The 12,597-nt window shown below is 53.8% G+C and carries 13 protein-coding genes and 1 riboswitch; of the genes, 1 reads left to right on the top strand and 12 read right to left on the bottom strand.

Annotated features, from left to right (window positions below; translation table 11 throughout):
• Window positions 1–5 precede the first annotated feature (5 nt).
• A complete protein-coding gene (locus tag KNP84_RS12945; protein ID WP_021065936.1) occupies window positions 6–452 on the top strand; it encodes a DUF4385 domain-containing protein in 447 nt (148 codons plus the stop codon).
• Here the strand turns inward: KNP84_RS12945 and KNP84_RS12940 are convergent, their stop codons facing one another.
• The 12 genes from KNP84_RS12940 to KNP84_RS12885 form a co-directional block, all read right to left on the bottom strand.
• On the bottom strand, window positions 453–890 hold the full coding sequence (locus KNP84_RS12940; protein ID WP_215114929.1) for a GNAT family N-acetyltransferase: 438 nt from the start codon (window positions 888–890) through the stop codon (window positions 453–455).
• An 88-nt stretch (window positions 891–978) separates the two neighbouring features.
• Window positions 979–1,428 (bottom strand): OsmC family protein, encoded by a 450-nt coding sequence (locus KNP84_RS12935; RefSeq protein WP_215114928.1) that lies wholly within the window; start codon window positions 1,426–1,428, stop codon window positions 979–981.
• A 45-nt stretch (window positions 1,429–1,473) separates the two neighbouring features.
• Window positions 1,474–3,039, bottom strand: a complete 1,566-nt coding sequence (locus tag KNP84_RS12930) for a diguanylate cyclase domain-containing protein (protein ID WP_215114927.1) — start codon at window positions 3,037–3,039, stop codon at window positions 1,474–1,476.
• A gap of 134 nt (window positions 3,040–3,173) precedes the next feature.
• Window positions 3,174–3,809: an SDR family oxidoreductase gene (locus tag KNP84_RS12925; protein ID WP_214830602.1), complete on the bottom strand. Its 636-nt coding sequence runs from the start codon at window positions 3,807–3,809 to the stop codon at window positions 3,174–3,176.
• 23 nt (window positions 3,810–3,832) lie between these two features.
• A complete protein-coding gene (gene thiE, locus KNP84_RS12920) occupies window positions 3,833–4,471 on the bottom strand; it encodes a thiamine phosphate synthase (protein ID WP_215114926.1) in 639 nt (212 codons plus the stop codon).
• Entirely contained in the window at window positions 4,443–5,279 is an 837-nt protein-coding gene (thiD, locus tag KNP84_RS12915; RefSeq protein ID WP_215114970.1) for a bifunctional hydroxymethylpyrimidine kinase/phosphomethylpyrimidine kinase, read from the bottom strand. Before thiD ends, thiE begins: the two co-directional genes overlap by 29 nt.
• Window positions 5,279–6,067, bottom strand: a complete 789-nt coding sequence (thiM, locus tag KNP84_RS12910; RefSeq protein WP_215114925.1) for a hydroxyethylthiazole kinase — start codon at window positions 6,065–6,067, stop codon at window positions 5,279–5,281. Before thiM ends, thiD begins: the two co-directional genes overlap by 1 nt.
• Window positions 6,064–6,738, bottom strand: a complete 675-nt coding sequence (tenA, locus tag KNP84_RS12905) for a thiaminase II (protein WP_215114924.1) — start codon at window positions 6,736–6,738, stop codon at window positions 6,064–6,066. The genes thiM and tenA overlap by 4 nt, the downstream gene beginning before the upstream one ends.
• Window positions 6,739–6,819: 81 nt before the next feature.
• Window positions 6,820–6,924, bottom strand: a riboswitch (TPP riboswitch).
• 61 nt (window positions 6,925–6,985) lie between these two features.
• Entirely contained in the window at window positions 6,986–8,434 is a 1,449-nt protein-coding gene (gene pelG, locus KNP84_RS12900) for an exopolysaccharide Pel transporter PelG (RefSeq protein ID WP_215114923.1), read from the bottom strand.
• A complete protein-coding gene (pelF, locus tag KNP84_RS12895) occupies window positions 8,415–9,833 on the bottom strand; it encodes a GT4 family glycosyltransferase PelF (RefSeq protein ID WP_215114922.1) in 1,419 nt (472 codons plus the stop codon). Before pelF ends, pelG begins: the two co-directional genes overlap by 20 nt.
• On the bottom strand, window positions 9,830–11,677 hold the full coding sequence (locus KNP84_RS12890; protein WP_215114921.1) for a DUF2194 domain-containing protein: 1,848 nt from the start codon (window positions 11,675–11,677) through the stop codon (window positions 9,830–9,832). Before KNP84_RS12890 ends, pelF begins: the two co-directional genes overlap by 4 nt.
• Complete coding sequence (locus KNP84_RS12885) at window positions 11,659–12,597, bottom strand: tetratricopeptide repeat protein (RefSeq protein WP_215114920.1); 939 nt, start codon at window positions 12,595–12,597, stop codon at window positions 11,659–11,661. Before KNP84_RS12885 ends, KNP84_RS12890 begins: the two co-directional genes overlap by 19 nt.

The raw sequence follows: 12,597 nt of genomic DNA, 5'->3' as shown, positions 1-12,597 counted from the left end.
TGACGATGCCGTTTGATTATGATTTAGATTTTGAAACGATTGATTTCCGTAAACAACCGGAGCTGTATCGAGTCGGACGAGGTGAACAAGGCGTCCTACTCGTCGAACCGTATAAAAGTGAGATTCTCCCCCATTGGCGTTTCAAGACGCCAGACATCGCCAAACAGTCCGCTGATGAGATTATGGAGCTGTTCGAAAAATACCGGGCCAACGATGATTTCGTCGGAATGGATATGGCCCGTAAATTCATCCAGATGGGCTATACCCGGGCGAGACGTTACGCCAACTATAAAGGCGGACGAAAATATAAGGACGACGGCGACATCCACGACCGACAAATCGATGAAGAAAAGGCGGAATCGGCCCGCATCTTCAAGGAACGATGGGACCAACTTCGAGCAGATGAAGACTATTTGAAGCGAAAGAAAGCCCACCAGAAACAGTACGGATGATTACCGGGTCATGACGAGAAAACGGGTCGACCCTTTTTCAAACGAAGTGACCTGTTGAAATCCTAGCCGCTCATAGAGATGGATCGCCCGCTCGTTGAACGCGGCCACCGTCAACCGGAGCGGTTTGCCTTCGCGCGCCGCTTCTTGCATCACCAACTGGACGAACGTACGGCCGTTTCCTTGCCCCGTTCGGTCCGGATGCATGCCGAGCCCGAGGTCGATGTATGTGTCATCGTAGACATATGTATCGTTCGGCACTTGTGCGTATCGGCCGAGACAGTAAAAACCGATCAGTGTACCGTCATAGACGGCCTGATAGGCCATCAGTTCATCCAGCCCTTCCGCTGAAACTTCTTGATTATAAAAGTCATATGGCGACTCATACGTCCACGCTTGAATCGCGTGGGCGTCTTGTCGCGTCATCGAGCGAATGTCCATGACAGCCTCCTTTCTCATGTCTCTTTTTGTTCGTGCTCGTCGGCAAACATTCCTGTCTACATCAAAAAAAGGATGGGTCGCCCCATCCTCACTTCCGTGTCCACGTCGCCGTGATGTCGACGTCGGCCGCATGCATCAAATTATGGATTGGACAACGAGCCTCGACACCTTTCTGGAGCGCCGCAATCCGTTCATCCGATTCGATCGTATCGAGGACGATGTTGACGTGTACTTTCTCAAAATACGTCCGTACTCCTTCAACGCCTTGGAAGCCGCGCGGGTCGAGCGTTCCTTCAGTTACGAACGTCACTCCGTCGTAGTTGAAATCTTGATCTTGCGCCACATAAGCAATCATGATTGTCGTACACGACGACAATGCACCGAGCAAATATTCGAGCGGATTCGGACCGGCGTCCGTTCCGCCGAGACGTTCCGGCTCATCGACGACGAACGGCTCGAGGTCACGCACGTGCACCGTCGTCTTCACACTCGTCGCTTCCCCTTCGGCGCGCATCGTCACTAACGGTTTTTCAGTCATATCGTCTCCTCCTCTATCAAGGTACCATCTTCATTCTCGTTCCCGTTATTTCGGTCCGTGTAACACCTCGTCATAAATCGCATAGTCGTTTTTACCGTGTTGCTTGATTTGATACATCGCCTGATCGGCTTTGTGAATAAGCGTGTCTAAATCTGACCCTTGACCCGGTGCGACGCTGACCCCAATGCTCGCTCGAATCGGAATCGTCTCCCGTCCGAGTCGGAACGGCCGCTCGGCCAATTCGGATTGCAATCGTTCGACGAACGCGACGATCTCGTCTGCTTCGACATCCGTCAAATACATATAAAACTCATCACCGCCGACCCGCGAGGCGAGACCCGTTTCCGGCGTCACCGTTTCGAGCAGGACACCGAGATGAACGAGGAAATCATCACCGACCTGGTGGCCGTACGTATCATTGATACCTTTAAAACCATCGAGGTCGAGAATGACGAGCGCGAGCGTATCCGCTTGCAGTAACGCCTGATCGGCCTGTTCATAAAACGCGCGACGGTTCGCGAGTTTCGTGAGCGGGTCGTGATAGGCGAAGAAGCGAATCGATTGCTCGGCTTCTTTGAACGTATGGACGTCCCGAATCAAAATCATGCCATGAATCTTCTGGTCGATATAGACGAAGTCCCCGTCGATGACGACGTACCGCTCTTGTCCTGATTTTGTCTGAATCTTCGTCTCGAACTCGAGAAACTTCTTTTGCGCATTAAAATGTTGAGTGTAGTGTTCACACCATTCGTCCCGCTTTTTCTCGGGCAATAAATCGATGAAACGCTCATTGACGACTCGGACGGTATGGAACAACATACGCGCAGCCGGGTTCGCACTCTCGATGCGACCGGTATCGTCGACGAGGAGAATTGCCGATGGATTCAAGTTGTAGAGGGTACCGTATCGTTTCGCATAAGACGCGAGGAAATCGAGTCGGTTCATCGCCACGACGAGGGCGACCGTCCAGACGAGGCCCCCATACATATACGCATACGGTGGCATGATGCCACGGAACTGGAAATAGCCGAAGACGATGTCCCAGATGAGGACGGCGACAGCGGTCCAAATGAGCATGCGCAGGACACGTTGATGCTCGGTCCGATCGGCGCGTTTGAGTGCATAGACGAGTAACAGGATGATGAGAAAATGGAACACGTTGCCGACGGTCATCGTCGTCAAATACGATGCGTTGAACTCAGGATAAATCCAGACGCCGACTTGGTCGAACCGCTGACTGTTCAAAATGTTCTCTTGGCGGATGAACGTCAACGCGACCGGCACGAGCGGCAAATAGATGACATACGGATACATCCATTTCGGCAGTTTCGCCCCGACTCCCGTCACTTTGACGATGAAGTGGACGGAACACACAAAAATCAAAATGCCAGCGTTGCCGAACCAATAGGTGACGAAGGCGGGACTGGCTTCAATTGGGGACAGATGTCGTCCAAACTCGGCCAAGAACAACATCGCGTAGCCAAATACGAACAGGCTGAGCAGTCGATGCTCGACTTGGCGAGGGTTCCGGAGCAAAACATCAAGGGCAAGGTGGCTCAATAAGAAAGCCGGAAGTAAATAAACGGCCATATAGAGAAATAGTGTGGTCACGGATAGACCCCTTTCTTCAAACAAATCCATCTCTTACTTTCTCTATCGGTCGAAGCGAATCCTTTCTCGAGTGCGCGGACACATCCATACAAAAAGCGAGCGGAACCAAGTCCGCTCGCAGTCGTCATCTCTTTTTATAACGTGTCTTCGATTGCCGTGTCGCCTTTGACGAGGTCAATCGCTTGATTGTAGGCCGCGTCATGACCGATGAGGTGGGCCAAGAAGGCCGCCACGTCTGCACGTGGAATCTCACCCGTTGAGACGTCGCCCGTCTTCACTTTGCCCGTGCCAGCGTCGTCCGTGAGGGCGCCCGGACGAACGATCGTATACGTCAGTCCGCTCTCCTCGAGCAAACGATCGGCATGATGCTTCGCGACATAGTATGGTTTCATCTCTTCCGGCCATGCCGAACGATCTTCCGCCTTCAAGGCGCTGACCATGACGAACTGTTTTACATTCCCGTTCGCCTGAGCCGCCTCGACACTTTTCGCCGCGCCGTCAAGATCGATTAACAGCGTCTTGTCGGCTCCGGTACTACCGCCCGAACCGGCCGCAAAGATGACCACGTCCATCCCAGACATCGCCTGTTCAAGTGACGACACGTCACCTTCGAGGTCGCCTAATACGGCTTGATAGCCTTTCGATGTAAAGTCGTCGAGTTGCTCTTGTTTCCGCACCATCGCCGTGACTTGATGCTTCCCTTCCTCGTGCAATCGTTCGACGAGCTGTTTTCCAATCTGTCCATTCGCGCCTATTACAAATACGTTCATCTGTCTTCCTCCTCAAGTTGAATTCAGAGACAAGCGAAACGCCGTGTGGCCATGGCCACATCCGGTGCAGAAGCGATGGCCGAGATGACGGCGACGCCGTCCGCCCCGTCGTTCCGAATCATCGAAACGTGTTCCGGTGAGATGCCGCCAATCCCCACGATTGGCAGCTCTCGATACAAGGCTCGAACTTGGCGGATGAGAACCGTCCCGTTCACTGCCCCGGCGTCTTCTTTCGAATTCGTCGGGTAGACCGGACCGATGCCCACATAATCCGCATGCTCGATGGCCGCCGCTACTTCTTCGAGCGTATGCACCGAGACACCAAGCCATTTGTTCGGGCCGATTCGCTCACGAACGCGTGCGACCTCGGCATCATCCTGTCCGATATGCACGCCGTCGGCATCGATGCGCTCTGCTAGTTCGACGTCATCATTGATGATGAACGGAACATCGTATGAGCGGCAGAGTGTTTGCAACGCTCTCGCCATCGCTTCTTTTTTATCCCCATACAGTGCATGTTTACCTTTTTCGCGAAATTGAAAACATGTCACGCCACATTGAAGTGCCGTTTCCACCGTCTGGAGCAAGTCTTCCGCGTTCGCGGTTCCACAAATAAAGTAGAGCCGCAACTGCTCAGCGATAGTTCGTTGTGATAGATTCAAGCGTCACACCTGCCTCTCCATGTGTCGCATACGCCCAGTGATTCGTCGGTCCATGTCCGGCACCGATATCGAGTCCATGCGTGATGGCACTTTGAATGAATCGCTTGGCGGTCACCGTCGCCTCGAGGATAGAATAGCCTTTGGCCAGTTCCGCCGTGAGCGCTGCCGAGAACGTACAACCGGTGCCATGCGTGTCACTCGTCTGGATGCGCGGGGCCGACAGGAGGAACGCCTCTGACACCGTCATGACCAAATCGTCCGCAGTTGCGCCATCGAGATGTCCCCCTTTTAAAATAACGGCACGGACACCGTACGCTAACATCCGTTCTGCTGCTTCGATGCGGTCTTCAAACGTCCGAATCGTCATGCCCGTCAACACTTCCGCTTCTGGCACGTTCGGTGTGACGACGGTCGCGAGCGGCAAGAGGGATGTCTTGAGCGCTTGGACCGCCGAATCCTGAAGCAGCGAGGCCCCGCCTTTCGCAATCATGACCGGGTCAACGACGAGCCGATTGAATGTGTGACGCCGCACCCCGTCAGCGACCACCTCGATGTGCGCCGCATCGAACAACATCCCGGTCTTGCACGCCGCAATCATAAAGTCTGAACCGATTGCATCGAGTTGTTGCGTCACGAGTTCTGATGACACCGCCTCGACCCCATGCACCCCACGCGTGTTTTGGGCCGTGACAGCCGTCAAAACACTCGTCCCGAACACACCGAGCTCTTGAAACGTCTTCAAATCAGCTTGAATGCCAGCGCCACCGCCCGAATCCGAACCGGCAATCGTCAACACTTGCTGCCGTATCATGACACCACCTCGATGCGGTCACTCGGCAACTCGACCGCCGTCATCTTGCCCAGCTCATTCAAGAAGTGAACGGGGAAGTCACCCGGCCCGTCGGCCAAAGCGGTAGCGAGTTCCCCGCACCGGGCATAACCGGCGAGCGCTGTCGCCGTGGCCGTGACCGCATCCCGTTCGACCGCAAGGAACGCACCGACGACCGCACTGAGTAAACAACCGGTCCCTGTCGTCCGGGCCATCGCGCCAGTGCCGCCTTTAATTTCAATCGTCACGTCCCCGTCGCTGACGACATCCGTCTCTCCGGTCACGGCAACGACACAGGTGTAGCGCTTAGCCGCTTCACACGCGATGTGATTCAAATCAACCCGCGTTTCCCCGGCGTCCACGCCGCGTGCCGCCGCGTCGAGGCCAATCAATGTCGCGATTTCTCCGGCATTCCCACGGATGACCGTCGCACGGACAGATTGCAGAATCTCCTTGGCGACGTCGCGCCGGAATGAGGTCGCCCCGACACCAACCGGATCGAAGACGACTGGACGATCTGCTTGATTCGCCGCCTGTCCGGCTCGAATCATTGTACGTTCCGTCATTGCATCGAGCGTACCAATATTGAGCACGAGCGCATCGCTTAAAGACGCCATCTCGGCCACTTCTTCAACCGCTGACGCCATGACCGGGGCCGCCCCGATGGCGAGCAATCCGTTCGCCGAAAAGTTGGCGACGACGATGTTCGTGATGTTGTGGATGAGTGGCCGCTCGGCTCTGACTTTATCCCATAAGTCGCGCTTCATCGTGTCACCCCCGCCGGTAAATCCCACGACTCGAGCGTCCACGCCATCTCCCAAAACGCATGCTCGTAATAACAACTCTTCAAGAACAGCTGTTGATACCGGACCCGTTCTTCCGCCGTCGCCTGCCCAGCGAGCACGTCGAGCCGTTCAATCTGTTCCTCGACGAGGTCGCGGAACCATTCCGACCCGTACGTCGCAATCCACGTCGCATAAATCGGGTGGTCGGGTGTCGTGTCTTTCATGCGTTCGCCAATCTCGTAATAAACCCAATAGCACGGCAAAATTGCTGCGAGCACATCACCGAGCGTCGGACCGGCCTGTTGCATATGGAGCGCATAGGCGTAAGCCGTCGGGGCCGGCTCAAACGTCGCCCACTCCGCCTCCGTCACGTCGAGCAAGGTGAAAAACTCACGATGCAGCGCATGCTCCGCTTCGATGGTATGGAGCGCGTGCGTCAAAAAGCGGCTCGCCACTTCCATGTTCGGGGCGAGGGTCGCGCCTTTCGCCTGTACTTTTGAGAACTGATTCAAATAATACGAGTCTTGCATGACGTAATGTCGAAACTTCGCCTCGTCGAGTTCACCCGTTCCGAGCTCGCGGACGAACGGATGGTCAAAGCTGGCTTGAAACAAGGCATCGGCCTCTTGTCGTAAATGTGCGGTGAATGTCATGTTTTCTCCTCCTTTGTAATCAAAAAAGACGCCGCCTCCCATAACGGAAGCGGCGTCGGATTTACACAAAGTGTACGAAAACAATCGGTTCGCCCACTTCCCTACGCTAGCGTGAACTAGATCAGGTTCAAAGGGTCTGGACCTCGTCCATCTCAGCCGCGTCACGCGACTCCCCTAGTGGTAAACATTATGAAATTCGGTCGTCTACGACCACATCATATCAGTCTTTCTCCGTACTGAAAACCCTTTATCGTGAGAATCGCCGGTTCAACAACGTCCCCATTCGCGAGAACCGCTCGGTGCCGAGCTTGCGCCGGTTCGAGGCGGCGAACACGTAATAATCAACTTTGCCCATATAATAAATCAAACGCAGGCCGGCCAAGAAGAACGTGATCGTCGTGCTGACGGCAAAGCCGACACCGTACCAATCGATGCCGCGCGGCAAGAGCAGTAACGTGAACAACGCGTTCAACGTGAAGAACGAGATGTTGACGAACAACGCCCCGCGCCGGTCCTCGAAATAGAGCAACAACAACGTCAAGATGAGAATCATCGCATTCGCGAACGCCGCGAGCGTCGTCATCCGAAAGATTTGACCGATTTCATCCGGGACACCAATCCAACTGACGAACGCACCCGCCATCAGGATGGCGAACAGCGTCACCACGCCTTGGCTCCGCGCGAGTCGAATCAACTCATTTTTCAATACGGACGTCATCGTCTGTTTCGCCTTCTCGATTTGATGGAGTGCCCCGCCGTAGTTGATCAATCCATAAAACGTACGGTAGCGCTCATAAAACCGGGTCTCAACAGCGACGACGAACAACAGTTGCGTCGGGATAATCGTCAAGTACGACCAAAAGATGGCCGTGTCATAATACGGGTTGAACAAGAACGAGTCCGCGATGATCACACGTCCTTCACCGAACCAGATGATGAAATTCGTGACCCAAATCCCGAGCACGTACAACACGCCGATGGCGAACAAGTCTGGATAGCGGTCGAAGTACTTGAAGTACGAGAACTCTTTCACCGCGTAACGGAGCGGGAACGTCCGGAGCATCGCGAAGAACAACCCGAACAACGTCACAATCATCCCGACCGTAAAACCGAGCAACAGCTCGAGACTCGACGGGTCGACCATGAGACGGCTAATCGCATAGACGCTCCCGACCGAGATGAGTCCGCCGAGCAGGAAGCTATAGGCCACCGCTTGATAATACTTGGCGGCACTTAAAAACAAGAACATGACCCAGATGACGTTAATCGTCATGAATAAAACGAACAACGTCAGTTTGTACAGAAAATCGAGCGGCGACAATAGCCAAAAGATACTATACAGCAAGGCTGCCGCGAGAATCGTCACTTTGAGCATCCCGGTGAACACCGGGAAAATCTCATGCGCCTTCTTCTCATAAAACAAGTCCGCCACGTATCGGGTGACGACGAGCTGTTGAAAACTGAACAAGATTTGCGAGAAGATGAACGCGTACGAGACCGAGATCATGAAGAGCGTCCGTTCGGCGAGCGACAACGTCGGCATTTGGAACGCCAACCATTGAATCGTACCGACGACCAAGATGACGATCAACCACGGTCCGGACGTGACGAGGCCGGAGAACGTGTACGCCTTCAGCCGGGACGAATAGTAGTCTTCTTGGAACAACTTCTGCAACTTAAACCCGATGCCCGCCATACTGTTCCCTCCTCGCTTCATAGATAGCCTTATAGCGGTCCACGACTTGTTGGAGACGATAATATTGGCGTACCCGCTCCCGTCCGTTCTTGCCGAACCGCATTCGTTCCTGCGGGTAATCCATCATCCATTCGACTTTGTCGGCGACCGCTTCCGGATGAACCGGCGGCACGATGAAACCGGCCGGACCGAACGGGTCATCCGCTCGGCCGTATAAAAGCTCGGAACAGGCGCCGACATCGGTGGCGACCCACGGAATCCCGGCGGCCATTCCTTCGAGAATCGCGAGCGGCTGGCCTTCTGAGATGCTCGTCAAGAGCAATAAATCAAAGGTCGGCAAATACGTTTGGACGTCCACTTTCCCGGCCAGTTCGACATAATCGTTCAGTCCGCTCTGTTCGATGAGCAGACGGCATTCTTCCGCATATTCTTCATCCTCATCGAGTGGACCCATGATTGTCAGTTTGAACAGACGATGCCGCTCCTGCAAAATCTTGGCGGCGTAAATCATCGTCTTCAAGTCTTTGATGGGAACGAGGCGGACGATGGCACCGATTTGAAAGAGGTCGTGCTCCGGACGATCGACCGTCGCCTGAATTTGTCGGTCGGCAATCCCATTGGCGATAATTTTCGTCTTCTCGCTCGGGGCGCCGATCCATTCCTGATATTCGCGATTCCGCTCGAACAAGGTGATAATCTCATCGGCCGCGTTATACGCCTCGCGGGACAAGTGGTGGAAGAACCGGACCCATCTCGGCTTATACGGCGCCGGAATCCAATACGACTGTAAAATTTCTTCCTCGCGTTCACGGGAATAAATGCCATGCTCGGTCAAGATGAACGGGATCCCTTGCGTCTCTTTCATGTAGGAAGCGACTACCCCGGCATAACCTGTCGATACGGAATGGACGAGGTCGACTTTCGGGAGCGGCTGATGGAGCACCCGCAAAATCGGGGTGTACATGCTTTGCCACATCCAGAAATAGTCGATGAACGAACCGCCGTTCATCTCTTCGGCGTAGGCGGCCTTCACGTTGCGCCAAAAGAACTCGCTCGCGAAAAACGCCTCGCTCGAAGGCACTTCTTTCCCGAGTAGTCGTAGCGCTTGCCGGTTCGGGCTTCTCAACATGAGCCAATCCGACACATTCTGTTCGTCGTCGGCACCCCACTTCAATCGTCCCCTCGCGCGTTCACCTACGTCGTTCAAATACAGATGGGTGATGCCTGAGACGTTCGGAGGGAGCGCGTATTTCATGTCTTCCGGCCGTTTCTCGGTCGGTTGAATCGAGATGATTTCAAACGACACCTCAGGCATCGCCTCGATTAACGTCTGCGTCCAGCTCGAGACGCCTCCGCTCACGTACGGATAACTGCCCTCTAAGACAAGTCCGATTTTCATTGCGCTTCCCCCTTGATGTCGATCTCAGCGTTCGCCGATGTCAGTTTGACGAGATAGAGCGGTCGGTCGGCCTCCCACTGCTCGACCGTCCCGAAATCAAACTTTCCTGTCTCGAGTGACTGGCCCGGTTTCAGGCGAATCGTAAAATGAGACGGGTTGACGAGCCCTTCCCCGGCCAAATAGACCGTCGACTCATCGAACGTGACGTTCAAATCAGCTTGTTGGTAGGTGATCATCTTTTCGGTCGCGTAATGTTGCGTATACGCTTCGAGATGCGGATATTGGTCTCTCACGTCATGGACGATTTTTCGCAGGCTCGTGAACATCGTATCCCAGTCCCGTCCGAAGGCCCGGTCTGGATCGATGACATCATCCGGGTGAATGAAGTGTGAAAACACGCCGAAGTTGGCGATTGCATCGACCATCTGAAAAATCGAGCCGCGCTCTTCCCCGTAATCGCTCGTCACGCGCGGGAAATGATAGAGATTCGGGTGCGTCGCATCAAATTCGAATTCTTGCACGAAATCCCCGCTTTCCGGTTCACCGGTGTAGAGCGAAGCGATTGTACGAAGTTCCGGCAACGCCTCGGCAATCGCATCGACTCCCGTCCGGTTGAGCGCGTTCGACGGTGGGACGTATGACTTGAGCGTCTCGGCCGGGAAATAGTTCGCAAATACGGATTCGGCCTGTAATAACGACCGTTTCATCTCGTCTTTATCTTTCCACGGGATATATCCATACGTCGGATCAATCGGTTCATCGGCCGTGACGAGCGACTGATGATTATAGCCATGCAGGCCGATTTCACCGCCGTGGGCAATCAGTTTTCGCCCGAAATACAACATCGGAAACTCGCCGCGCTTAATCAACTGCTCATCGACAAGTTCCATCTCTTCCTCATACGTCCCAATCATGGCACCTGTATAAATCACATCGTCGTCTTTCGCTAAATCGACCATGTCTTCCCACCAATCTTCGGCGAAGAAGTCTTTGACGGATTTATCAAGCGGGGTGGCAGAGACATCTTTCATCTTCCCATCCATGACCGGTGCCGGGAAATCATCAATGTACATGAGTTTGATGGCCGCTTGTGCCGTGACGAACGCCGGTGGCATCGTGCCGAGCGTCTGCACGAACAGCCCGCGAATCATCTTTTGGTTCGTGATGGTCGTGTTCCAGTATAGGACGTTCCCTTCGCCGACTCCGTATTCCCAAAGGATTGGGAAACCTTCGGCTGACAACATGACGTTGGCGTCATCCGCGATTGCAAAGTCGACGACGCTATGAACGAACAGGTCGTCCGGCGGATTCAAGTCGACATAGCCCGGGAAAATTGTCTCCTCGAAATTCAAGCCATATACGTCCGGTACATACTCACCGATTTCTTCAACCCCGGTCAACGCGTTCCACGCGGGATCTTTGAACCGGTTCGCGAAGACGAGGTTGCCGCCCTGTTCGACGTAACGCTTCATCGCGACGAACGGCCATCTCGATGAATCTTCTCCAGTAAAGATGATGATCGTATACGGAGACGGTGCAATCGACCCGATGGCACCAGGGCTGACTTCACGCACGTCGAGCTTCGCGTACTGTAAGCCGCGCAACAGATTGTCCGCCGTCTCGATTGCCAAATCCCCTTCATCCCGGACAAGATAAATTTGAAGTTGATGTTCGCCCGCTTTCGCTGACGCATCACTCTTCAATTGATCGATATTCATTTGCTGCTCGGCGACGTTCGGCAGTAACGTGTGCAGCGAATGAATCCGTAAGTATTGAATCGCACCGACGATGACTAGAAATAAGACGATGAAGAGCGAGAATGAGATTACAGTTCGTTTTTCCATGATGTCGTGTCACTCCATTCTTCAAACAACAGTCGGTACTCATACGGCACATCGTCGAGCGTGAACTGGGTCTGCATCATAAACATGACCGCCTTCACTTCGTTCCAACGCTCCCGCTCATAATAGAAGTTGATGAGCATGAGATGGGCCTCGATTCGTTCCGGGAAATGGTGGACGTACTCCTTCAGGATGTTCAATTGCTCTTTTGGATGCTGTAACGTGAGATAAATCTCGTTCAAGTCTTCATAAATCCATGGCGTCGGGGGATAGAGCGTCTTCGCTTTTAACAATTCTTCGAGCCATGCGGTCTGCTTGTCCTTCAACATGACCTCAGTGATGAGCTCGCTATGAATCATCCGTTTATAGATTGTCGCGAGCCGTTGAATCGTGTCCGGATTCCCTAAATCATACTCGCGTTTCGCTAATTTCAGTTCTTGTTCATACTGATCGATTAAGATATTCATCGTCGCCGCCGCATAATGGACGGTCTCGCTGTCCTTACTCTCGAGACCCATCTGCAAATACTTCCCTTGTTGGTCAATCGACTGATTGACGTGCGTCAAAATCGAATGTTTCCGGATAGCCGGATCTTTGGAATTGATGGCATCGGTGAGCGGCAACAAGTGCGTGCTGCTGTTAGCTTCATGACGAATCTGTTCATAGTTGACGACTTTGAAATCGATATAGTCGTCATAGTCTTCAATCAGACCGCTCCGGCCAAAGCGCTCGGCCAAACGATACACCGCATAGACGGCAAGTTCAGCCACAAACGGCAGGAACAGTCCGAAACTGAGGGCCGCCACCGCGACCCCATAATCGGGTGCTTTCATCTTTCGTTTCAATACGATTAACAAGACGAAGGCGAGCACGGCGTGAACGACATAAATCCCAATCAATCCGAAACGAACCGTCGGCTCCAT

This window comes from Exiguobacterium sp. s70, from assembly GCF_018618315.1.
GTDB lineage: Bacteria > Bacillota > Bacilli > Exiguobacteriales > Exiguobacteriaceae > Exiguobacterium > Exiguobacterium chiriqhucha.
The sequence above is the reverse complement of the archived record's forward strand: the minus strand, read 5'-3'. Positions and strand labels throughout refer to the sequence as shown.